The 20,734-nt window shown below is 72.0% G+C and carries 23 protein-coding genes; 17 read left to right on the forward strand and 6 right to left on the reverse strand.

Going from position 1 to position 20,734, the window contains the following annotated elements; genetic code table 11:
* Window positions 1–91 precede the first annotated feature (91 nt).
* The 4 genes from EUA06_RS14650 to rsgA all read left to right on the forward strand — a co-directional run bounded on the left by EUA06_RS14650 (window position 92) and on the right by rsgA (window position 4,732).
* Window positions 92–1,810, forward strand: coding sequence for a sigma-70 family RNA polymerase sigma factor (locus EUA06_RS14650; RefSeq protein ID WP_129477066.1), 1,719 nt, complete (start codon window positions 92–94; stop codon window positions 1,808–1,810).
* A 66-nt stretch (window positions 1,811–1,876) separates the two neighbouring features.
* Window positions 1,877–2,407 carry a DoxX family membrane protein gene (locus EUA06_RS14655; protein WP_129477068.1) on the forward strand — a complete coding sequence of 177 codons (531 nt, stop codon included), beginning with the start codon at window positions 1,877–1,879 and terminating at the stop codon, window positions 2,405–2,407.
* A 16-nt stretch (window positions 2,408–2,423) separates the two neighbouring features.
* Window positions 2,424–3,722 carry a 3-phosphoshikimate 1-carboxyvinyltransferase gene (gene aroA / locus EUA06_RS14660; RefSeq protein ID WP_207208363.1) on the forward strand — a complete coding sequence of 433 codons (1,299 nt, stop codon included), beginning with the start codon at window positions 2,424–2,426 and terminating at the stop codon, window positions 3,720–3,722.
* Complete coding sequence (rsgA, locus tag EUA06_RS14665) at window positions 3,719–4,732, forward strand: ribosome small subunit-dependent GTPase A (protein WP_129477070.1); 1,014 nt, start codon at window positions 3,719–3,721, stop codon at window positions 4,730–4,732. The genes aroA and rsgA overlap by 4 nt, the downstream gene beginning before the upstream one ends.
* A gap of 3 nt (window positions 4,733–4,735) precedes the next feature.
* Here the strand turns inward: rsgA and EUA06_RS14670 are convergent, their stop codons facing one another.
* Window positions 4,736–5,197 (reverse strand): DUF2231 domain-containing protein, encoded by a 462-nt coding sequence (locus EUA06_RS14670; RefSeq protein WP_129477072.1) that lies wholly within the window; start codon window positions 5,195–5,197, stop codon window positions 4,736–4,738.
* 41 nt (window positions 5,198–5,238) lie between these two features.
* Here EUA06_RS14670 and EUA06_RS14675 point away from each other — a divergent pair, with 41 nt between their 5' ends.
* From EUA06_RS14675 to EUA06_RS14685, 3 genes are read left to right on the forward strand one after another with little or no spacing between them, the layout of a single operon-like run.
* Window positions 5,239–6,135 carry an inositol monophosphatase family protein gene (locus EUA06_RS14675; RefSeq protein WP_129477074.1) on the forward strand — a complete coding sequence of 299 codons (897 nt, stop codon included), beginning with the start codon at window positions 5,239–5,241 and terminating at the stop codon, window positions 6,133–6,135.
* Between the two features lie 19 nt (window positions 6,136–6,154).
* Window positions 6,155–6,586: a CBS domain-containing protein gene (locus EUA06_RS14680; protein WP_129477076.1), complete on the forward strand. Its 432-nt coding sequence runs from the start codon at window positions 6,155–6,157 to the stop codon at window positions 6,584–6,586.
* Between the two features lie 50 nt (window positions 6,587–6,636).
* Complete coding sequence (locus EUA06_RS14685) at window positions 6,637–6,978, forward strand: FKBP-type peptidyl-prolyl cis-trans isomerase (RefSeq protein WP_129477256.1); 342 nt, start codon at window positions 6,637–6,639, stop codon at window positions 6,976–6,978.
* Here the strand turns inward: EUA06_RS14685 and EUA06_RS14690 are convergent.
* Both EUA06_RS14690 and EUA06_RS14695 read right to left on the reverse strand, forming a co-directional pair.
* On the reverse strand, window positions 6,975–7,658 hold the full coding sequence (locus EUA06_RS14690; RefSeq protein ID WP_242498166.1) for a response regulator transcription factor: 684 nt from the start codon (window positions 7,656–7,658) through the stop codon (window positions 6,975–6,977). The genes EUA06_RS14685 and EUA06_RS14690 overlap by 4 nt on opposite strands.
* Window positions 7,655–8,842: a sensor histidine kinase gene (locus tag EUA06_RS14695; RefSeq protein ID WP_129477078.1), complete on the reverse strand. Its 1,188-nt coding sequence runs from the start codon at window positions 8,840–8,842 to the stop codon at window positions 7,655–7,657. Before EUA06_RS14695 ends, EUA06_RS14690 begins: the two co-directional genes overlap by 4 nt.
* Before the next feature lie 139 nt (window positions 8,843–8,981).
* Here EUA06_RS14695 and EUA06_RS14700 point away from each other — a divergent pair, with 139 nt between their 5' ends.
* Window positions 8,982–9,887: an ABC transporter ATP-binding protein gene (locus EUA06_RS14700; protein ID WP_129477080.1), complete on the forward strand. Its 906-nt coding sequence runs from the start codon at window positions 8,982–8,984 to the stop codon at window positions 9,885–9,887.
* Window positions 9,884–10,684, forward strand: coding sequence for an ABC transporter permease (locus EUA06_RS14705; RefSeq protein WP_129477082.1), 801 nt, complete (start codon window positions 9,884–9,886; stop codon window positions 10,682–10,684). Before EUA06_RS14700 ends, EUA06_RS14705 begins: the two co-directional genes overlap by 4 nt.
* Window positions 10,685–10,699: 15 nt before the next feature.
* On the opposite strand, the gene EUA06_RS14710 is transcribed toward EUA06_RS14705, so the two are convergent.
* Window positions 10,700–10,960: an RNA-binding S4 domain-containing protein gene (locus EUA06_RS14710; protein ID WP_129477084.1), complete on the reverse strand. Its 261-nt coding sequence runs from the start codon at window positions 10,958–10,960 to the stop codon at window positions 10,700–10,702.
* Between the two features lie 36 nt (window positions 10,961–10,996).
* Here EUA06_RS14710 and EUA06_RS14715 point away from each other — a divergent pair, with 36 nt between their 5' ends.
* On the forward strand, window positions 10,997–12,193 hold the full coding sequence (locus EUA06_RS14715; protein ID WP_129477086.1) for a phospholipase D-like domain-containing protein: 1,197 nt from the start codon (window positions 10,997–10,999) through the stop codon (window positions 12,191–12,193).
* Between the two features lie 6 nt (window positions 12,194–12,199).
* Here the strand turns inward: EUA06_RS14715 and EUA06_RS14720 are convergent, their stop codons facing one another.
* Window positions 12,200–13,471, reverse strand: a complete 1,272-nt coding sequence (locus EUA06_RS14720) for a DUF445 domain-containing protein (protein WP_129477088.1) — start codon at window positions 13,469–13,471, stop codon at window positions 12,200–12,202.
* Window positions 13,472–13,522: 51 nt separating this feature from the next.
* Between EUA06_RS14720 and EUA06_RS14725 the strand changes: the two genes are divergently transcribed.
* Window positions 13,523–13,918: an FAD synthase family protein gene (locus EUA06_RS14725; RefSeq protein WP_129477089.1), complete on the forward strand. Its 396-nt coding sequence runs from the start codon at window positions 13,523–13,525 to the stop codon at window positions 13,916–13,918.
* 60 nt (window positions 13,919–13,978) lie between these two features.
* Window positions 13,979–15,571: an MXAN_6640 family putative metalloprotease gene (locus EUA06_RS14730; protein WP_129477091.1), complete on the forward strand. Its 1,593-nt coding sequence runs from the start codon at window positions 13,979–13,981 to the stop codon at window positions 15,569–15,571.
* A gap of 9 nt (window positions 15,572–15,580) precedes the next feature.
* Here the strand turns inward: EUA06_RS14730 and EUA06_RS14735 are convergent, their stop codons facing one another.
* Window positions 15,581–16,168, reverse strand: a complete 588-nt coding sequence (locus EUA06_RS14735; RefSeq protein ID WP_242498167.1) for a TetR/AcrR family transcriptional regulator — start codon at window positions 16,166–16,168, stop codon at window positions 15,581–15,583.
* A 40-nt stretch (window positions 16,169–16,208) separates the two neighbouring features.
* Here EUA06_RS14735 and EUA06_RS14740 point away from each other — a divergent pair, with 40 nt between their 5' ends.
* The 5 genes from EUA06_RS14740 to EUA06_RS14760 are packed head-to-tail and all read left to right on the forward strand — an operon-like array spanning window position 16,209 to window position 20,707.
* Window positions 16,209–17,462 carry an acyl-CoA dehydrogenase family protein gene (locus EUA06_RS14740; RefSeq protein ID WP_129477093.1) on the forward strand — a complete coding sequence of 418 codons (1,254 nt, stop codon included), beginning with the start codon at window positions 16,209–16,211 and terminating at the stop codon, window positions 17,460–17,462.
* Window positions 17,459–18,220 carry an SDR family NAD(P)-dependent oxidoreductase gene (locus EUA06_RS14745; RefSeq protein WP_207208365.1) on the forward strand — a complete coding sequence of 254 codons (762 nt, stop codon included), beginning with the start codon at window positions 17,459–17,461 and terminating at the stop codon, window positions 18,218–18,220. Before EUA06_RS14740 ends, EUA06_RS14745 begins: the two co-directional genes overlap by 4 nt.
* Window positions 18,217–19,290 carry a phosphotransferase family protein gene (locus EUA06_RS14750; protein ID WP_207208366.1) on the forward strand — a complete coding sequence of 358 codons (1,074 nt, stop codon included), beginning with the start codon at window positions 18,217–18,219 and terminating at the stop codon, window positions 19,288–19,290. Before EUA06_RS14745 ends, EUA06_RS14750 begins: the two co-directional genes overlap by 4 nt.
* Window positions 19,287–19,955: a histidine phosphatase family protein gene (locus EUA06_RS14755; RefSeq protein WP_129477097.1), complete on the forward strand. Its 669-nt coding sequence runs from the start codon at window positions 19,287–19,289 to the stop codon at window positions 19,953–19,955. Before EUA06_RS14750 ends, EUA06_RS14755 begins: the two co-directional genes overlap by 4 nt.
* Before the next feature lie 8 nt (window positions 19,956–19,963).
* A complete protein-coding gene (locus EUA06_RS14760; protein WP_129477099.1) occupies window positions 19,964–20,707 on the forward strand; it encodes an SDR family oxidoreductase in 744 nt (247 codons plus the stop codon).
* Window positions 20,708–20,734 lie beyond the last annotated feature (27 nt).

Below are 20,734 nucleotides of genomic sequence, written 5' to 3' on the forward strand. Positions count from 1 at the left end.
GCCGAAGGACACCCGATCCCGGCGTGGAGGACTACAGTTCGAGGGCACCTTGGCGTGGGCCAGGGAGTTTTTCCGGGAAGCATCCGTTGACATGAGTGCTGCTACCAGCATCGAGGCACCGGGGGACGCCGAGCTGATCTCGGCGGTCCGCGGTGGGGACGTCGACGCCTACGGCACCCTCTTCGAGCGTCACGTCGACGCTGCGCGACGCCTCGCCCGGCAGCTCGTGCCACCCGCCGACGCCGACGACCTGGTCTCCGAGGCCTTCATCAAGGTGCTCGGCGTGCTCCAGCGCGGCGGGGGTCCCGACGTGGCCTTCCGCGCCTACCTGCTCACCTCCGTACGCCGCCTGCAGGTCGACAAGATCCGGGCAACGGCGCGACTCACCACCACCGACGACATGGAGGCCTTCGACCCCGGCGTGCCGTTCGTCGACACCGCCGTCGAGGGCTTCGAGAGCGCCGCCGCGGCCAAGGCATTCGCCTCGCTCCCCGAGCGCTGGCAGCTCGTGCTGTGGCACACCGAGGTCGAGGGCGACAAGCCCGCCGACGTCGCGCCGATCCTCGGCATGAGCGCCAACTCCGTCTCCGCACTCGCCTACCGGGCCCGCGAGGGCCTGCGCGAGGCCTTCCTCACCCAGCACGCCGCCGAGCTCGAGGCCGACACCTGCCGGTGGACCCACGGCCAGCTCGGTGCCTACGTCCGTGGGTCGAGCTCGCGCCGCGACGGCGCCAAGGTCGAGGAGCACCTCCACGAGTGCCGCCCGTGCATGGCCGTCTACCTCGAGCTCACCGAGGTCAACTCCAACCTCGGCGCCCTGCTGGCGCCGCTCCTGCTCGGCGGGGTGGCCTCGGCCTACCTCGGCGCGGCCGCCGCCGGGGGCTCAGTGCCCGTCGGCCTGTCGCTCCTGGTCGGTCGGGTGCGCGACCTCGTCGCGGGCAACGCGGCCACCGCGGCGGTCGCCGGGGTCGCCGCCAGCACGGTGATCGTGGCCGGCGGCATCGCGATCGCCACCCGCGCGCCCGACCCGGGTCCCGACCCCGCTGCTGCCCGCGACCAGGTGTCGTCCGCGACCGCCGGAGCGTCGAGCGCGACCTCCCCGGATGCCGACGGCACCCGCTCGGACAGGTCGCCCGCCGCCGTCGTCCTGACGCCCGGCGACGAGGTCGACCTCCTCACCGACCCGACGGACGAGCCCACCGCGGGCACGACCACCGACGCCACCGACGGCCCGTCGCCGACCTCCCAGCCCACGGCCACCGAGACGCCGACCGACTCGCCCACCTCGTCGCCGACGAGCTCGCCGACCAGCTCGCCGACCTCGAGCCCGACCGGGTCGCCGACGGCGAGCCCCACGTCGAGCCCGACCTCCAGCCCGACCCCGACGCCGACGGGCAAGGCCACCCCCACGTCGCAGCCGACCGTGGTGTCGCCGACCTCCAGCCCCACCTCGACGCCGACCGTCACCCCGACGCCCACGCCGCCGCCGCCGGTCGTGCCCGACCCGTCCCTCGGCGGCAGCGTCGGCGGAGCGCGTCCGACGTACGCCGTGGTGCTGCGGGTCGCGGGACTGCCGGCGACCAGCAGCGCGACGCTCGTCGTCGAGTCAGACGCCGAGGTGGTCCGCACCACCGATCGCCGCTGCACCTACGCCAAGGCACGTGCGACGTGCCAGATCTCCGGCGCCGACCTGTCCCCCGTGAGCTTCGAGGTGGTCGCCCCACGAGGCGCGCGCGTGTCGGCGAGCCTGACCGCGGCGGAGCAGGACGCCGACTCCGGCAACAACACCTGGCGCGCCGACCTCGGCTGACCGGCGCCCATCCCGGCACCCCTCCGGACGGAGCGCCCTCCTCACGCATCGTGTAGACAGGGACGCATGACGATCACCCGGTTGCTCGCCCGTCCGATGCTGGCCACGATCTTCGTCGTCGGTGGCGTCAACGCCCTCCGCAAGACCGACGCGCACGCCGAGAAGGCCAAGAAGATCACCGACCGGGTGGTCCCGCTCGCCCAGCAGGCCGCCCCCAGCGTGCCGATCCCGACCGACGCCGCGACGCTCGTGCGGATCAACGCCGGGGCGCAGATCCTCGCCGCCGCCGCGCTGGCCACCGGTCGCGCCCCGCGGCTCAGCGCCACCGTGCTCGCCGCCTCGCTCGTGCCGACGACGCTGGCCGGCCACGCGTTCTGGGACGAGACCGACCCGCAGGCCAAGGCCATGCAGCGCCTCCAGTTCGCCAAGAACACCTCGATCCTCGGCGGCCTGCTCCTCGCCGGCGTCGACACCGAGGGCAAGCCCGGCCTGGCGTGGCGGGCCCGCCGCGCGGCCAAGGACGTACGTCGTGAGGCGCGGGTGCTCGCCAAGGACGCCCGCCGCGAGGCACGTCTCGCCAAGGCCCAGCTCACCTGATCGATAGTCTTCGCGGGTGAGCGACCTGCCCGACCCCTGGCCCGCCCCGCGCCCCGACGGCCCCGTCGAGCGCGTCGTCTCGCTGCCCGGCAGCAAGTCGCTCACCAATCGCGCGCTGGTCCTCGCCGCGATCGCGGACGGCCCGAGCGTCGTACGCCGTCCGCTGCGCTCGCGCGACACCCTCCTCATGGCGTCGGCGCTGCGTGCGCTCGGCACGGGCATCGAGGACGCCGACGACCACTGGGCCGCCACCCCGGGTGCGTGGGACCGCGACGCCGAGGTCGACTGCGGCCTGGCCGGGACGGTCATGCGGTTCGTGCCGCCGGTCGCGGGGCTGGCCCGCGGCACGGTCGGCTTCGACGGCGACCCCCACATGCGACTGCGGCCCGTCGGCCAGATGCTCACCGCCCTCGCCGCGCTCGGCGTGACGGTCGACGACGGCGGCCGCGGCGCCCTGCCGTTCGCGGTGGCCGGTAGCGGATCAGTCCCCGGCGGCACCGTCACGATCGACGCGAGCGCGTCGTCGCAGTTCGTCTCGGCGCTGCTGCTGGCGGGTGCGCGCTACGAGCACGGCGTCGACGTCCGTCACGTCGGCAAGCCGGTGCCCTCGCTCCCCCACATCGAGATGACCGTGCAGATGCTGCGCCAGCACGGGGTCGAGGTGGACGACTCCGACGCCAACCGCTGGGCCGTAGCGCCCGGTCCGGTCAAGGCGGTCGACCACGACATCGAGCCCGACCTGTCCAACGCGGCGCCGTTCCTCGCGCTCGGTGCGGCGACCGGCGGGACGGTCACGGTGCGGGACTGGCCGGGGAGCACGACGCAGCCCGGCGACCAGCTGCGCGAGATCCTCGCGCTGATGGGGTGCGAGGTGAGCCTGTCCGGAGGTGGGCTGACCGTGTCCGGCCCGGCGCGGCTCTCCGGGGTCGACCTCGACCTGCACGACGTCGGCGAGCTGACCCCGGCGGTCGCCGCGCTCTGCGCGCTGGCGGACTCACCGTCGCACCTGCGCGGCATCGCGCACATCCGCGGCCACGAGACCGACCGGATCACCGCGCTGGCCACCGAGCTCGGCCGTCTCGGCGCCGAGGTCGTCGAGCGCGAGGACGGGCTGTCGATCACGCCGGCGCCGCTGCACGGCGGCGTCTTCCACACCTACGCCGACCACCGGATGGCCCATGCCGGCGTCATCCTCGGCCTCGCCGTCGACGGCGTGCTGGTCGAGGACGTCGCGACCACCTCGAAGACCTTCCCCGACTTCGCCGGCGCGTGGAGCACCGCGGTGCTGGGTGGTCCATCAGGCGGCTCGGCGTGACGAACCGCTACTCCGAGCACGACCACGAGCACTACGAGCGGCCGCGCCGTCGCACCCGTCCGCGCACCAAGGACCGGCCGTCCTACGACGACGCCGTCCTCGCCCGCGTCGTGACGGTCGACCGCGGCCGCTTCACGCTGCTGTTCGAGGGCCGTCGGGTGATGGCGATGAAGTCGCGCCCGCTGGGTCGCAAGGGCGTCGTCGTCGGCGACCACGTGCGCGTGGTCGGCGACATGAGCGGCGACGACGGGTCGCTGGCCCGCATCGTCGAGGTCGTCCCCCGCACGACGACCCTGCGCCGCACGGCGGACGACGACGACCCGGTCGAGCGGGTGATCGTCTCCAACGCCGACCAGCTCGTCGTGGTGACGGCGCTGGCCGACCCGGAGCCGCGCCCGCGGCTGATCGACCGCGCGCTCGTGGCGGCGTACGACGCCGGGATGGCCCCGCTGCTCTGCATGACCAAGGCCGACCTCGCCGACCCGGAGACCCTGCTGTCGACCTACCGCTCGCTCGGGGTGCCGTGGGTGGTGACCCAGCTCAAGGCCCGGCAGGAGGGGGACGCCGCCCCGGACCTGACCGAGCTCCGCGACCGGCTGCGCGGCCGGACGAGCGTGCTCGTCGGGCACAGCGGCGTCGGCAAGTCGACGCTGGTCAACGCGCTGATCCCCGATGCCCACCGCGAGGTCGGCATCGTCAACGCGGTCACCGGACGCGGCCGGCACACCTCCACCAGCGCCTACCTCCTCGAGCTGCCCGACGGCGACGGCTGGATCATCGACACCCCCGGCATCCGCTCCTTCGGGCTGGCGCACGTGCAGCCGGAGAACCTCATCGAGGCGTTCCCCGACCTCGAGGAGATGACCGAGGACTGTCCGCGCGGCTGCACCCACGGCACGGACGAGCCCGAGTGCGGGCTCGACGTGGCCGTCGCGTCCGGCGAGACCGACCCCGACCGGGTCGACTCGTTCCGCCGGCTGCTCGCCGCGCGCAGCGCCACCGACTGGTAGCACCTACCCCCAGACGGCCCGCGAGCCGGAGTCACCGGCGAGGAACAGCAGGACCAGCAGGCCGACCGCCGCCACGACGAGGATTCCCGCGACCGGGATGCCGAACCGGGTCTCCCGTGCGCCCTTGCCCGACGCCAGCGCCGAGGTGCCGCCGAGGGCCCAGGCCGCGACCAGCGAGACGACCGCGTAGATCGCGGCCACGCTGCGCAGCCACTCGCCCCACTCCTCGTGCTCCTCGACGAGCGGCGCCAGCTCGGGGCGCGCGGCCAGCAGGTCCTCACCGGCCGCGACGGCCAGGAGGGCCGCGACCGCGGTCACCACCGCTAGCACGACCAGCGGCCACCGGAGCAGCCAGCGCCACCTCGGCACGAAGGCGTACGCCAGTCCCGTGAGCGCCGCGAGCGGGCCCAGGACGACGACCGCGTGGACCACGAGCGGGTGGAGCGGCACACCGTTGAGTTCCATGCGTGCAGGGTAGGGCGGCTTTCTGGCAATAACCTGTGGACATGCCCATCACCGGTCCGGCTTCCCGCGACTACACCGACGACCTGCGCCTGGCCCACGTGCTCGCCGACGACGCGGACTCGCTCACCCAGGCCCGGTTCAAGGCCCTCGACCTCCACGTGATGAGCAAGCCCGACCTCACGCCCGTCACCGACGCCGACAAGGCCGTCGAGGAGGGCATCCGCCGCACGCTGTCGCGGGTCCGCTCGCGCGACGCCGTCATCGGCGAGGAGCACGGGACCACCGGCCACAGCCAGCGCCGCTGGATCGTCGACCCGATCGACGGCACCAAGAACTTCGTGCGCGGCGTGCCCGTCTGGGCCACCCTCATCGCGCTGGCCGTCGACGACGAGGTCGTCCTCGGCGTCGTCTCCGCACCGCAGCTGCAGCGCCGCTGGTGGGCCTCGGCGGGCAACGGCGCCTGGACCGGCCGGTCGCTGCTCAAGGCGACGAAGTGCGAGGTCTCGGACGTACGCCGCCTCGAGGACGCGTCGCTGTCCTACGCGAACCTGTCCGGCTGGGACGAGCGCGACCGCCTCGACGACTTCATCTCCCTGTCCCGTCGCTGCTGGCGCACCCGCGCCTACGGCGACTTCTGGTCCTACATGCTGCTGGCCGAGGGCGCGGTCGACATCGCCGCCGAGCCCGAGCTCGCGCTCTACGACATGGCTGCGCTCGACGTGATCGTCCGCGAGGCTGGCGGGATGTTCACCTCGCTCGACGGCACCGACGGGCCCTGGGGCGGCAACGCGCTCGCCACCAACGGCCACCTGCACGACGCAGCGCTGTCGTTCCTGGGCTCGATGGGCGACGACGACACCGATCCCGACGTCCCGCGCCGCGGGCCCGGCACGGTGAGCAGCCTGCGGGAGCGCCAGGCACCTCCCGTCCTCGACTGAACTTGGCTACGGTTGGTCGATGAAGATCAACGACGTGATCAAGGCCAAGCCGAGCCACCAAGTGGTGACCATCGGTCCGGACGCCACGGTGCGCGAGCTGATCGCCCTCCTTGCCGAGCACAACGTCGGTGCGCTGGTGGTGAGCGACGACGGCGAGCGGGTGACGGGCATCGTCAGCGAGCGCGACGTCGTACGTCGTCTGCACGCCGACGCGGACGTCCTCGAGACCCCGGTCAGCCAGATCATGACCGCCGACGTGCGCACCTGCGCGGGCGACGACGGCCTCACCGACCTCATGCAGACGATGACCGAGCACCGCATCCGGCACGTCCCGGTGGTCGCCGACGGGAAGCTGACCGGCATCATCAGCATCGGTGACGTGGTGAAGAACCGCATCGGCGAGCTCGAGTTCGAGCGCGACCAGCTCGACAGCTACGTCCACCAGACCTGAAGTCAATCGAAGGAGTAACTGTGAGTCAGAAGCCCGACGTCGACCCCCACATGGGCGAGGCGCCCACCGACCTCGAGGTCACCGACCTCGTCGAGGGCGACGGCGCGGAGGCCACGTCCGGCTCCACTGTGTCGGTGCACTACGTGGGCGTCGCCCACTCCACCGGCGAGGAGTTCGACGCGTCCTACAACCGCGGCGACCCGCTGCAGTTCCGCCTCGGCATCGGCCAGGTCATCTCCGGCTGGGACACCGGCGTGCAGGGGATGAAGGTCGGCGGTCGCCGCCGGCTCGTCATCCCGCCGCACCTCGGCTACGGCGACCGTGGCGCCGGTGGTGCCATCAAGCCGGGCGAGACGCTGATCTTCGTCGTCGACCTGCTCGAGGTCCGCTAGCCGCTCGCCTGGGCGTCGTGGACCAGGATCGCCACCTGCACCCGGTTCTCGACGCCCAGCTTGGCGAAGATCCGCCCGACGTGGGTCTTGACCGTCGGCACACCCATGAAGAGCTCGGCCGCCACCTCGGCGTTGCTCAGCCCGCGGGCCACCCCCTCGGCGACCTCGCGCTCCCGCTCGGTGAGCTCCGCGAGGGCCGCACGAGCAGCGAGAGCGCGGTCGTGCGTCGCCTTCCCCGTGTCGTCGCGGGTGACCGCAGCGATCAGCTGCGCGGTCACGCTCGGCGAGAGCATCGGCTGACCGGCCGCGACGTTGCGGATCGCCTCGACGAGGCGGGCCGGCTTGGTGTCCTTGAGCAGGAAGCCGGCCGCGCCGGTGCGCAGGGCACGCAGCACCATGTCGTCGGTGTCGAAGGTCGTCAGCACGATGATCTTCAGGTCGGGGTGGGTGCGCAGGAGCTCCTCGGTCGCGCTGAGCCCGTCGCGCACCGGCATCCGGATGTCCATCAGCACCACGTCGGCGCCGGAGCCGGGGACCACCCGGAGCGCCTCCTCGCCGTCCGCGGCCTCGGCCACCACGCTGATCCCCGAGCTGCCGCCGAGCATCATCGCGAGGGCGGCGCGCACCATCGGGTCGTCGTCGACGACGGCCAGTGAGATCGGGGCCCCCTCGCTGCTCACGACGTCCACGGTATCCACGCCCGCACGGAGTAGCCGCCGGTGCCGTCCTCGCCGTGGCTGATCCGGCCGCCCGCCAGCTCGGCGCGCTCGGCCAGGCCGATCAGGCCCAGGCCCGACGCGGGCAGCGAGGGTCGTACGACCGGACCCACCGGCGCAGCGTTGCGCACGACGATGACGAGACCGTCGTCCGGCGTGCCGGCGAGGTCGACCGTCACGGCCGTCCCGGTCGCGTGCTTGCGCACGTTGGTGAGTGCCTCCTGGACGATCCGGAAGGCCGTGCGACCCGTGGCGGCCGGCACCTCGTCCTCGACCCGGTGCGAGAGACGTACGCGCATCCCGCCCGCCGCCTCCTCCGCCACCAGTCCGGCGATGTCGTCGATGCCGGGCTGCGGCCGTTCGGGCGTGCCGTCGGTGGGCTGGGTGGGGTCGCGGAGCACCCCGAGCACCGCCCGCAGGTCGCTCAGCGCACGCTGCGCGTTGTCCTCGATCGAGCGGGCGGTCGCGGCCCGCTCGTCGTCCGACAGGTCGGTGCGATAGCTCAGCGTCCCGGCGTTCATGGCCACCAGGGAGATCCGGTGGGCGAGCACGTCGTGCATCTCGCGGGCGATCCGGGTGCGCTCGGCCGCCCGCGCCTGGGCGACGCGCGCGACCTGCTCCCGCTCGGCGGTGACTGCGCGGTCACGGTAGGAGTCGACGAGCTGGCGCTGCGAGGACATCGCGTAGCCGGTCGCGACGAGGATGCCGACGACCAGGGCCCCGAAGGCGGCGGACACCCACAGCGGCAGGGCGTCGTCGCCGATGCCGATCCGCTCGAGCACGACGCCGGCGGTCACGCTGAGCAAACCGATGACGACGACCAGCCGCCAGCGCCGTCGCGCGGCGAGGGAGCCGATGATCCACGAGGCCGGGCCGGCCGACGCCGCGGAGACGAACGAGAACGCGGTCAGGAGACCGGCGACCAGCACCGGGCGCCGGTGACGCCAGCGGATCAGCCCGAACGACACGAGCCCCAGCAGCGGGTCCCCGATCAGGAACCACATCAGCACCGGATCGGTCTCCCGCTCCCCCGCGCCGACCACCGGCGCCCCCCACACGAAGAGGCTGATGAGCGCCGCCAGGCCGTAGCGCCACGCGACGCCGAGGCGCCCGCTGCGCTGCACGGGCTCGTCCTGGTCGCTCGACATGCCCCGAGAGTAGGGCCGGAGGGTCGAGCCGGACGTCCGACCAAGGTGTCGTCCTGCGTCGACGGGCGATACCTGGGGTGGACCCCGCCGACCCCTGCGCCCGATGTCCGGGACCCGTCCGCTCGCGGAGGGTGGAGCCATGATCACAGTCGAGAACCTCACCAAGCGCTACGGCGGCTTAACCGCCGTGGACGACATCTCCTTCGAGGTGCGTCCCGGCAGCGTCGTCGGATTCCTCGGACCCAACGGTGCCGGCAAGTCGACCGCCATGCGGATGATGACCGGCCTCACCCCACCCACCTCCGGCCGCGCCACCCTGCTCGGCCAGACCTACCGCGAGCTGCACAACCCGGGCCGCCAGGTCGGCGTCATGCTCGACGCCTCGGCGCAGCACCCGGGTCGTACGGGCCGCGAGGTCCTGCGTGTCGCTGCCGTTTCCATCGGCGTCTCGAAGGCGCGCGTCGACGAGGTGCTGGGCCTCGTCGGCCTCACCGAGGAGGAAGCGGGCCGCCGGGTCCGCAACTACTCGCTCGGCATGCGCCAGCGGCTCGGCATCGCCGCGGCCCTGCTCGGCGAGCCGCAGGTCCTGATCCTGGACGAGCCGGCCAACGGCCTCGACCCGCAGGGCATCCACTGGATGCGTGGGCTGCTCCGGCGCTTCGCCGACGGCGGCGGCACCGTGCTGCTGTCGAGCCACCTGCTCCACGAGGTGCAGATCGTGGCCGACGACCTGGTGATGATCGGCCGCGGCCGCATCGTGGCGATGGGCTCGAAGGAGGAGCTCCTCAGCCGCGGGGGCACCACGGTGCGCTCCACCGACGACGTACGCCTCGCTGCCCTGCTCGAGCGCGCCGACGTCCCCGTCACCACGATCGGCTCGGGCGGGTCGGGCCTCGTCGTGGACGCCGAGCCCGGCGTGGTCGGCAAGATCGCCGCCGACGAGAGGGTCGTGCTCCTCGAGCTGCGGTCCGGAGGCTCCGAAGGCCTCGAAGAGATGTTCCTCGGCCTCACGGCCGCCACCTCGCGCGAAGGAGACGCAGCATGAGCACCACGACCGACACCACTCCCGTCGTCGGCGGAAGCATCGCCGCCCCGGCGCCGACGCCGCTGGAGGGCAGGCCGGGCGTCCCGTTCTCGCGGACCTACCGTGCCGAGCTGCGCAAGATGGTCGACACCCGTTCCGGGCGCTGGATGGTCATCGTGATGGCCGCCGCGGCGGCCCTCATCCTCGCCGGCTTCGTCATCTGGGGACCCGCCGAGGACGCGTCGTTCCGCGGCCTGCTGGGCCTCTCGACCCTGCCGCTCGCCATGCTGCTGCCGATCATCGGCGTGATGGCCGCGACCGCCGAGTGGTCGCAGCGCACCGGCCTGGTGACCTTCGTCCTCGAACCACGTCGCGGACGCGTCGTGCTGGCCAAGGCCCTCGCGGCCCTCAGCCTCGCCGTCGTGGTGCTCGCCGCGGCCGTGGTCGCGTCGGCACTCGCCAACGTCGCCGGCGGCACCGGCGAGTGGGACGTCACCGCGGCGATCGCCGGGGGCACCGTGCTCGCGCTGCTGGTCTTCGTGCTCCAGGGCGTCGCGTTCGGGCTGCTGTTCCTCAACACCCCGGTCGCCATCGTCTCCGTGCTGGTGCTGCCGACCGTCTGGTCGATCGCCACGGTGGCCATCTCCTCGCTCGAGGAGGTCGGCCGGTGGCTCAACCTCGACACCGTGATGGCGCCGCTCTTCGAGGGCGAGATGGTCGGTCAGGACTGGGCGCGGCTGGCGACGTCCGCCGCGGTCTGGGTGCTGCTGCCGCTGGCCATCGGCACCTACCGGGTGCTGCACCGCGAGGTGAAGTAGCCGTTCACGACCTCGTCACCAGGGGACGTCGATCTCGACCTCTCCGGTGGCGACCCGGGCCGCCTGCCCGCCCAGCGTGACCACGTCACCTGGGGCGAGCTGGCGGCCTCGGCGCGTCTCGACCTCGCCGTTGACCAGCACGGCGCCGTCGGCGATCACGGGCTTGGCCTCCGCGCCGCTCTCGACGAGGTTGGCGAGCTTCATGAACTGACCGAGCCGGATGGACTCGTCGCGGATCGGTACGTCGACGGGCTCAGGTCCCGGGGTGGAGCTCATGGGTCCAGTGAACCAGTTCACCTACCCTTGGCGACCATGCGGACCCGACGCTGGATCACCCTGCTCGCGGCCGGCCTCCTGGGGCTGGCCACGCTGAGCACGTCCACCACCGCCGCCTCGGGTGGCACCGCCGCGGCCCGGGGGAAGTCCGGCTGCTTCACCCAGTCCGGGATCGAGGTCTGCTTCACCTCTCCCCCGACGGTGCGCGCCGACCCGACGGTGCTCGGCCGCGCGAGCACCCTCTTCGACGCTGCGGGACCCGGCGACACGATCCGGGTCGCGATGTTCCGCTGGGACATCAAGCCGCCGACCGACGCGCTGATCGCCGCCCAGCGGCGCGGCGCGGTCGTCTACCTCGTCGGCGACGACGACCTGCGCCTCAACCGCCACGGGCGCCGCCTGATCAAGGTGCTCGAGGAGCAGGACCCGGCCCGCACGAACGTCACGATCTGCGACGGGGCCTGCCTGCCGTGGCGCGCGCCCGGGCCCTACCCCGACAGCCAGGACGTGCAGCACCTGAAGTTCTACGTGACCGAGATCGGCGGCGTGCAGTCCTTCATCACGTCGTCGGCCAACCTCGAGGACCGGCAGTACCGGCAGTACAACTCGATGCTCAAGATCGACGACCCCGGTCTCTACGCCTTCGGCCTCGACTACTTCGCGCGGCTCGAGGCGCAGAGCACCAAGGCCGGTGGCAAGCGGTGGGACGACCGGGACAAGGTGTGGTCCAACGGGCCGATCACCGCGACCGTCTACCCCAACCGCGGCGACCTGCTGCTGTCTACGCTGCAGGACCTGTCGTGCCCGAAGGGCTCGCGCGTCTCGGCCATGTTCGCCGTCATCCAGCGCGACGACGTACGCCGCCAGCTCGCGCGCCTGTCCAAGGCGGGCTGCAAGGTCCGGATCGTCACCTCGCGCGACACGGTGGAGAACTGGATGGAGTCGCCGCAGCCCACCGGCGACATCCCGGACTCCGCGGTCAAGACCGTGCTCACCCACGACAAGATGCTCGTCGCGCACGCCCGCTTCCGCGGCAAGGTCACCGACCTCGTGGTCACGGGGACCTCCAACACGACGTGCGGCGGCCTGCTCTACAACGACGAGGTGATGCTGCGGGTGCTCGGCAACCGCTGGCTGCACGACCAGTACCTGGCCCACTTCGACGACGCGTACTCCCACGCCGTCCAGGGCAGGACGCGGGTCATGCCCGTGATGAAGCCCTGCCGTCGATAGCGGCGCTCAGACGGCCAAGCTCACGGCGTGGATCGCCACGCCGACCAGCCCGCCCACGATGGTGCCGTTGATCCGGATGAACTGGAGGTCGCGGCCGACGTGCAGCTCGATGCGGCGCGCCGCCTCCTTGCCGTCCCAGCGCTCGATCGTGTGGGTGATGACGGTGGTCAGCTCCGCGCCGTAGCGAGAGATCATGAAGACGGCGACATCGGCCGCCGTGCGGTCGAGCCGCTCGCGGAGCGCGGCGTCCTCGCGCAGCCGGCCGGAGAAGAGGTTGAGCTCCTCGAGCAGGCGCCGGCGCACGGCGCCCTCAGGGTCGCGGACCGAGCCGAGCAGGGCCGACCGCATCGCCTTCCAGAGCGAGATGGCCGTCGTGACGACCTGGGGGTGCTCGAGCAGCCGGTTCTTGAACCCCTCGGCGCGGTCCATCGTCTCCTGGTCGTTGAGCAGGTCGTGCGCGAGCTGCCCGAGCATCGAGTCGAGCGCCTCGCGGGCGCGGTGGTGCGGGTCGTCGCGGATGTCCTCGACCCACTGGACGGCCTCGAAGTGGATGCGGGTGGTGACGGCGTCGTTGAGCTTGGGCGGCGCCCACCACGGCGCCCGCTCGCCGAGCACCCGGGCGAACGTGTCCGGGTTGTCGACCAGCCAGCGGTGCATCTCGTCGACGACGAGGTCGACGACGCCGTGGTGCAGGTCGTCGCGCAGCACCTCCATCAGCGTGGTGCCGAGCAGCGGCGAGATCGGCTCCTCGCGGAACCGCGGCACCAGCGCCTCGGTCACCAGGTCGGCGATGTGCTCGTCGCGCACGTTGCCGAGCGCGATCGCGGCGACGTCGGAGGCCTCGTCGACCACGCGGCGCGCGTTGGCCGGGTCGCTGAGCCAGTCGCCGACCCGCGCCGAGATCGTCGCGGCCGCGACCCGTTCCCGGATCACCGCCTCCTGGAGGAAGTTCTCCCCCACGAACTCCTCGAGCCCCTTGCCGAGCTCGTCCTTGCGGCGCGGGATCAGCGCGGTGTGCGGGATGGGCAGGCCGAGCGGGTGCTTGAAGAGCGCGGTGACGGCGAACCAGTCGGCGATCGCGCCGACCATCGACGCCTCGGCGCCCGCGTTCACGAAGCCCCAGAAGCCGTCGCGCCCCAGCGTGGCGACGTACACACAGGCGGCGAACACCAGCAGGCCGACCGCGACCGTACGCATCTGCCGCAGGCCGCGGCGTCGCGCCTCGTCGGCACCCGGATCGGGCGTGATGAGGGAGATCGGCGGTGAGGTCGCGGCCATGTCTCCCATCCTCCCCGACCGTGCCCAGAACCGCGTGCCAGAATGCCGCGCATGCCTCGCACCGTCATCACCTTCGGCACGTTCGACGTCTTCCACGTCGGACACCTGCGCGTGCTCGAGCGCGCCGCTGCCCTGGGCGACCGGCTCGTGGTCGGCGTCTCGGCCGACGCCCTCAACGAGCGGAAGAAGGGCCGTGCCCCGATCTTCAGCCAGCGCGAGCGGCTCGCGATCGTCGGTGCCCTCAAGGTCGTCGACGAGGTCTTCGTCGAGGAGAGCCTCGAGCTCAAGCGCGACTACGTCGTCGAGCACGGCGCGGACGTCCTGGTGATGGGCGACGACTGGGCCGGCAAGTTCGACGAGCTGGGTGACGTCTGCGAGGTCGTCTACCTCGAGCGGACGCCCGCCATCTCCACCACGGCGATCATCGAGCACATCGCTGATCTGTGAACCGGCCTGTCACCTGCGCGGGTTAGGGTCGCCTGCGAGACACCGACCACGAGGGGAACCATGCGCCGAATCGTCACCACTGTTGTCGCCGTGGCACTGATGGGTGGCGCGGCTCTCTCCGCGCCGGCCGTCGCCGCCGACGACACCCGATCCGACCGACGGGTCGTGCCCGGCTCCGCCGGCATCCTGTCGCCGGACGACCTGTTCGAGCTGGATCCCGACGAGGAGGCGCCGCCCGCCTTCGGTGAGCAGACCGCCTCCGACACGCTCGCCACCGCGCGCCGGGTCCTCAGCGGCAGCGCGCTGCGGCGTGACCCGTCCGCCACCCTCGCGCTGCGCGACCTGTGGCTGAAGAAGTCCGAGCTGCGCGGCAAGGACCGCGAGCTCGCCAACTCCCTCCTGGCCCGCCCCACCGACGGCGCGGGCGACGACCAGGGCTTCGGCTACACCGTCCCGGAGGCCGCACCCCTCTGCAACACCCGGCTCTGCCTCCACTACGTCGCCACCGGCACCGACGCCCCGCCGACGCCCGAGTGGCCCGCGCAGAACCTCGCGGTGATGGACTCCGTGTGGAGCAGCATCGTCGACCAGCTCGGCTACCGCGCACCGCTGACCGACGGCGTCCGCGGTGGCAGCCCGCTCTTCGACGTCTACCTCAAGGACCTCGGCGGCGACATCTACGGCTTCTGCGCCGGCGAGAAGCAGGTCAAGAACCGCACCGGCTCCGGCTACTGCGTGCTCGACAACGACTTCTCGGCCGCACAGTTCCCCGGCACCGCGACCCCGACGGACAACCTCACCGTGACCGCGGCCCACGAGTTCTTCCACGCGGTGCAGTACGCGTACGACTACGCCGAGGACCCGTGGATGATGGAGTCGACCGCGACCTGGATGGAGGAGCGCATCGCCACCCAGGTCAACGACAACCGCCAGTACTTCCCGTGGAGCCAGATCTACGCGCCCTACGTGCCGCTCGACGCGTTCAGCACCAAGGCCGGCTACCAGTACGGCAACTGGGTCTTCTGGGAGTACCTGTCGAAGAACTACGGCATCGGCATCGTCAAGAAGGCGTGGAACGAGGCCGGATCCCTCAAGAAGGACGGCGGCAAGTACAGCATGACCGCCCTGCAGAAGGTCCTGAGGAAGAAGGGCGGGCTCACCAAGGTCTACGCGAAGTTCGCCGCCGGCAACCTCACGCCCGCCGCCAACTACCCCGAGGGCGCTGAGTACGCGTTCCCCAAGGTCCGCGGTGGCAAGCAGCTCAGCAAGGGCAAGCGCACGAAGCGCTTCGGCGCCAAGGTCAACCACCTCGCCTCCGCGTCGTACATCTACGCTCCCGGCCGCGGTCTCTCCGGCAAGAAGTGGAAGCTGTCGCTGGCCGTCAACGGTCCCGTCAAGCGCACCTCGCCGTCCGCCGTCGTGGTGGTCTACCTGCTCAACGGCAAGCGCCAGGTCAAGACGGTGCGCCTCAACCGCGGCGGCGACGGCCGGAAGTCGGTCGCCTTCGACAACCGCAAGGTGAGCGCCGTCTCGGTGACGCTCGTCAACGGCTCCACCCGCTACAACTGCGGCAGGAAGACCGTCCTGGCCTGCCAGGGCAAGCCGCTCGACGACAAGCAGCGGTTCAGCGTGACGGGCCGCGTCACGAAGTAGGACCGACTGTCACGTCTTCAGGGAGAGCAGGGCGTGGAGCGCGGCGACGCACTCCGCGACCAGCTCCGACACCGGGACCGGGCGTTCGCCGGTCGGCACAGCCGACCAGGTGAGCGCCCGGTCCTCCGTGTAGGCCCACCACGCGCGAACGACGTCGCGCTGGCGCTCCGGGACCCCGAGGGCCGCCACCACCCGGTCCGTGCTGCCGTCGCGCACGGACTCCATCACCTCGCTCACGCGCGGGTCGGCGACGCCGTGCCCGTGGACCAGCGCGAGGTAGAAGTCACGACGGCGCTCGATCTGCTCGACCATCAGCCGGGTGACCATCTCGACCTGCTGCTCCCCCGGCAGCTCCTCGTCGGGCGCCGTGGTGCGCAGCATCCGTCGCCCGGCGGCGGCGATGCAGGCGAGGTAGAAGTCGGTCTTGGTCGGGAAGTAGTGGAAGAGCAGGCCGCGCGAGATCCCCGCCTCGGCGGCCACGTCGTCCAGCGAGAGGTCCTGGATCGGCGTCTCGACGATCTTCGACAGGCCGATGGCCACCAGCTGCCGGCGCCGGTCGTCGGCGCTCAGCCTCCTGCGGACTGCGGTGTCTGACACGCTATTGAGCATTGCTCAACAGTGTGCGAAGGTCAATGGCATGGACTTCTCCCTCTCCCCGCGCGCCGCCGACCTGCGCGAGCGCGTCCACGCGTTCGTCACCTCGGAGGTCGAGCCGATCGAGGCCGAGGCGCACCACCGGATCACCCGGCTCCGTGAGAGCGGCGGTGACAACTGGACGCCCGACCCGGTGATCGCCGAGCTCCAGGCCAAGGCGCGCGAGCAGGGACTCTGGAACCTCTTCCTGCCGGCCGAGCACGCGGGGTCGTACGCCGCCGACTTCGGCACCGACGGCGGCGAGGGGCTGACCAACGTCGACTACGCCGCGGTCGCGGAGGTGATGGGTCGCTCGTTCCTGGCGCCGCTCGTCTTCAACTCCAACGCGCCCGACACGGGCAACATGGAGGTGCTGCTGAAGTACGGCACCGACGAGCAGCGCGCGCAGTGGCTCGAGCCGCTGCTGCGCGCCGAGATCCGCAGCGCCTTCTGCATGACCGAGCCCGCGATCGCCTCCTCCGACGCGACCAACATGGCCGCCACGGCGCGCATCGAGGGCGACGAGGTCGTGATCAACGGGCGCAAGTGGTGGTCGACCGGCGTCGGCAACCCGGACTGCAAGATCTTCGTGTTCATGGGCCTCTCCGACCCCGACGCGGACCGGCACTCGCGCCACACGATGGTGCTCGTCCCCCGCGACGCCGCGGGCGTCAAGGTCGAGCGGATGCTCACCACGATGGGCTACTACGACGAGCCGCTCGGCCACGGCGAGGTGTCCTTCACCGACGTGCGGGTCCCGGTGGGCAACGTCCTGCTCGGTCCCGGTCGCGCCTTCGAGATCGCCCAGGGCCGGCTCGGCCCCGGCCGCGTGCACCACTGCATGCGCGCCATCGGGCTGGCCGAGCGGGCGCTCGAGCTCGCGTGCGCGCGTGCCGTGTCGCGCACCGCCTTCGGCAAGCCGATCGCCAACCTCGGCGGCAACCGCGAGCGGATCGCCGACGCGCGGATCGCGATCAACCGCTCCCGCCTGCTGGTCATGCACGCCGCCTGGCTGCTCGACCAGGGCATGAGCCGCGAGGCCTACTCCGCCGTGTCCGAGATCAAGGTCGAGGTGCCCAACATGGCGCTCGGCGTGATCGACATGGCGATCCAGCTGCACGGCGGCGGCGGCATGTCGGACGACTTCCCGCTCGCCAACGCGTGGGTCGGCGCCCGGTCGCTGCGGCTCGCCGACGGACCCGACGAGGTGCACCGCAACGTGATCGCGAAGATCGAGCTCGGGAAGTACACCTCGTGAGCAGGGTGCTCGTCACCGGCGCGGCGTCGGGGTTGGGCGCCGCCCTCACTGCCGCCTTCCGCGCACGCGGTGACGAGGTGCTCGCCACCGACCGGGTCGCGGGTGACGGGATCGACCTGGTCCTCGACATCACCTCCGACGCCGACTGGGACGCAGCCCTCGAGGCCGTCCGCGAGCGCTGGGGTGGGCTCGACGTCCTGGTCAACAACGCCGGGGTCGCCGGCGGTGGCCGGGTCGACCGCTGCACGCTCGAGGAGTGGCAGTGGATCACCGACATCAACCTCTTCGGGCTGGTGCGCGGCACGCAGACCTTCGTGCCGATGCTCAAGGAGCAGGGCTCCGGGCACCTGGTCAACGTCGCCTCGCTCGCCGGCCTCGTGCACCCGGGCGGGATGGGCTCCTACAACGCGGTGAAGGCCGCGGTCGTGGCGTTCACCGAGACCTGCGGCCACGAGCTGGCGTCGTACGGCATCCGGGCGAGCGTGGTGTGCCCGTCCTACTTCCGCACCAACCTGATGGACTCGATGCAGGGCAGCGACGAGCTGGTCGGACAGGTCGTGGGCGGTCTCGTCGAGCGCTCCCGGATCACCGCCGACGACATCGCCGCCGCCGTGCTGGCCGGGATGGACGCCGGTGACGACGTGATCGTGCCCGACGAGCCCGCGCGCCAGGCGTACTTCCTCAAGTGGGCCGACCGGCCCGCCTACGACGCGGTGATGCGCGACCAGGCGGCGAAGCTGCAGGCGGCGGGCTCGTGACCGCCGTGTCCGGCGCGCGCGAGGTGCGCGACGAGGACGCCTTCGACGTCGCGCGGGCGGCGGACTGGCTGCGGTCCCACGCCGCGACGCCCGAGGGCCTCGACGGCGAGCCGTCGGTGCAGCAGTTCACGGGCGGGGCGTCCAACCTGACCTACCTGCTGCGCTTCCCGTCGGGCCGCGACCTCATCGTCCGCCGCGCACCGAAGGGCACGAAGGCCAGGGGCGCGCACGACATGCACCGGGAGTACGTCATCCAGTCGGCGCTCGCGCCGGTCTTCGACTACGTCGCGCCGATGGTCGCCTTCTGCGACGACGCCGACGTGGTCGGCGGCGACTTCTACGCGATGGACCGGATCGTCGGCGTGATCCCGCGCAGCGAGTGGCCGGCCGACGTGCCGCTCTCCGCCGAGCAGGCACGCGCCCTGTGCCTCGATGCCGTCGACGTGCTCGCGGAGCTGCACGGCATCGACCCGGCTGCCGCGGGCCTCGGCGACCTCGGGAAGGGCATGGGCTACGTCCGTCGCCAGGTCGAGGGCTGGTCGACGCGCTACCGCAACGCCCGCACCGAGGACGTCCCCGACCTCGAGACGGTGATGGCGTGGCTCGACGCGCACCAGCCCGACGACGTGGCGAACTGCGTGATCCACAACGACTTCAAGCTCGACAACCTCGTGCTGTCCGCCGACGACGTGACCCGCGTCGTCGGCGTGCTCGACTGGGAGATGGCGACCCTCGGCGACCCGCTGATGGACCTCGCCGGGTCGATGGCCTACTGGGTGCAGGCCGACGACACCGAGGAGTTCCAGATGATGCGGCGGGTGCCCACCCACCTGCCCGGGATGCTGACCCGCGACGAGTTCGTGGCGGCGTACGCCGAGCGCACCGGTCGGACCGTGACACCCGAGCAGTGGCGGTTCTACGAGGTGTTCGGGCTGTTCCGGATGGCCGTCATCGCGCAGCAGATCTACTACCGCTACTTCCACGGCCAGACCAGCAACGAGATGTACGCCCTCTTCGGCCCGGCCGTGCAGATCATCGGCCGTCGGCTCGACGGGCTGATCGCCCGGTGAGCTCCATCCTGTTGGTCCGGCACGGCCAGGCGTCGTTCGGCGCGGCCGACTACGACGTCCTCTCCCCGACCGGCCACGAGCAGTCGCGGGTGCTGGGTGCTGCCCTCGCCGCGCGCGGCGTCACGCCGGACGTCGTCGTGGTGGGCGAGATGCGCCGCCATGCCGAGACGGCGGCCGGCGTGCTCGAGGGCGCCGGCTGGACGGCGGCCCCGGTGGTCGACGCCGGCTGGAACGAGTTCGACCACGAGCAGGTGCTCGGCGTCCACGACTCACCGACCGCGCGGGAGGGCGAGTCGGAGAAGGCTGCCTTCCAGCGCTGGTTCGAGGAGGCGACACGTCGCTGGACGTCGGGCGAGCACGAGGAGGCGTACGACGAGTCGTTTGCCGCCTTCACCGGCCGCGTCGATGCCTCGATGTCGCGCCTCACCAGGTCGTTGCCCTCGCGCGGGACAGCCGTCGTGCTGACCAGTGGTGGCGCGATCGCATGGACCGTCGCCTCCCTCCTGGCCGACGAACTCCCTGCTCGCACCGACCTCTGGCTGCGGCTCAACCCGGTCTCGATCAACACCGGCACCTCGACGATCGTGCGCGGTGGGCGCGGCACGACCCTCGTCGCCTTCAACGCGCACGACCACCTCTCCCCCGACCTGCTCACCTACCGCTAGGACGCTCGATGCCCTCGATCCTCATCACCGGTGCGAGCAGCGGCCTCGGCGCCGAGATGGCCCGCCAGTTCGCCGACCTCGGCTACGACCTGGCGCTGTGCGCACGTCGCACGGACCGGCTCGACTCGCTCCGCTCCGAGATCGCGGCGGCCCACCCCTCGGTCCGCGTCGCCGTGAAGGCACTGGACGTCAACGACCACGACGCGGTCTTCCTGGTCTTCGACGAGTTCGCCGAGGAGCTCGGCGGGCTCGACAAGGTCGTCGTCAACGCCGGCCTCGGCAAGGGCCAGCCGCTCGGCACCGGCCGCTTCAACGCCAACCTCGCCACGGCACAGACCAACTTCATCGGCGCCCTCGCGCAGACGGAGGCGGCCGCAGCGATCTTCCGCCGGCAGAACAGCGGCCAGCTCGTGATGGTCTCCAGCTTCTCCGCGCTGCGCGGGATGCCGAAGAACATCACGACGTACGCCGCCACCAAGGCCGCCGTCGCCCACCTCGCCGAGGGCTTCCGAGCCGACGTGCACGGCACCCCGATCAAGGTGACCGTGCTCTACCCCGGCTACATCGTGTCCGAGATGTCGGGCACGTCCGCGAAGACACCGCTCGTCTCCTCGACGGCTCGCGGGGTGCGCTCGATGGTCGAGGCGATCGAGAAGGAGAAGAAGTCCGCGCGGGTCCCGGCGTGGCCCTGGGCGCCGCTGGGGTTCGTGGTCAAGCACGTGCCGGTCGGGGTGCTGCGCCGGATGTCGTGAGGGCCTGCGCGCCGGGCGTTTGAGCCC

The sequence above is a fragment of the Nocardioides glacieisoli genome (genome assembly GCF_004137245.1).
Classification (GTDB): Bacteria; Actinomycetota; Actinomycetes; order Propionibacteriales; family Nocardioidaceae; genus Nocardioides; species Nocardioides glacieisoli.

What these genes read in the sequence shown, in the direction of transcription:
- EUA06_RS14650 (WP_129477066.1), top strand. Translation starts at nt 92, where the DNA reads ATGAGTGCTGCTACCAGCATCGAGGCACCGGGGGACGCCGAGCTGATC.
- EUA06_RS14655 (WP_129477068.1), top strand. Translation starts at nt 1,877, where the DNA reads ATGACGATCACCCGGTTGCTCGCCCGTCCGATGCTGGCCACGATCTTC.
- EUA06_RS14670 (WP_129477072.1), bottom strand. Translation starts at nt 5,197, where the DNA reads ATGGAACTCAACGGTGTGCCGCTCCACCCGCTCGTGGTCCACGCGGTC.
- EUA06_RS14675 (WP_129477074.1), top strand. Translation starts at nt 5,239, where the DNA reads ATGCCCATCACCGGTCCGGCTTCCCGCGACTACACCGACGACCTGCGC.
- EUA06_RS14680 (WP_129477076.1), top strand. Translation starts at nt 6,155, where the DNA reads ATGAAGATCAACGACGTGATCAAGGCCAAGCCGAGCCACCAAGTGGTG.
- EUA06_RS14685 (WP_129477256.1), top strand. Translation starts at nt 6,637, where the DNA reads ATGGGCGAGGCGCCCACCGACCTCGAGGTCACCGACCTCGTCGAGGGC.
- EUA06_RS14695 (WP_129477078.1), bottom strand. Translation starts at nt 8,842, where the DNA reads ATGTCGAGCGACCAGGACGAGCCCGTGCAGCGCAGCGGGCGCCTCGGC.
- EUA06_RS14700 (WP_129477080.1), top strand. Translation starts at nt 8,982, where the DNA reads ATGATCACAGTCGAGAACCTCACCAAGCGCTACGGCGGCTTAACCGCC.
- EUA06_RS14705 (WP_129477082.1), top strand. Translation starts at nt 9,884, where the DNA reads ATGAGCACCACGACCGACACCACTCCCGTCGTCGGCGGAAGCATCGCC.
- EUA06_RS14710 (WP_129477084.1), bottom strand. Translation starts at nt 10,960, where the DNA reads ATGAGCTCCACCCCGGGACCTGAGCCCGTCGACGTACCGATCCGCGAC.
- EUA06_RS14715 (WP_129477086.1), top strand. Translation starts at nt 10,997, where the DNA reads ATGCGGACCCGACGCTGGATCACCCTGCTCGCGGCCGGCCTCCTGGGG.
- EUA06_RS14720 (WP_129477088.1), bottom strand. Translation starts at nt 13,471, where the DNA reads ATGGCCGCGACCTCACCGCCGATCTCCCTCATCACGCCCGATCCGGGT.
- EUA06_RS14725 (WP_129477089.1), top strand. Translation starts at nt 13,523, where the DNA reads ATGCCTCGCACCGTCATCACCTTCGGCACGTTCGACGTCTTCCACGTC.
- EUA06_RS14730 (WP_129477091.1), top strand. Translation starts at nt 13,979, where the DNA reads ATGCGCCGAATCGTCACCACTGTTGTCGCCGTGGCACTGATGGGTGGC.
- EUA06_RS14740 (WP_129477093.1), top strand. Translation starts at nt 16,209, where the DNA reads ATGGACTTCTCCCTCTCCCCGCGCGCCGCCGACCTGCGCGAGCGCGTC.
- EUA06_RS14760 (WP_129477099.1), top strand. Translation starts at nt 19,964, where the DNA reads ATGCCCTCGATCCTCATCACCGGTGCGAGCAGCGGCCTCGGCGCCGAG.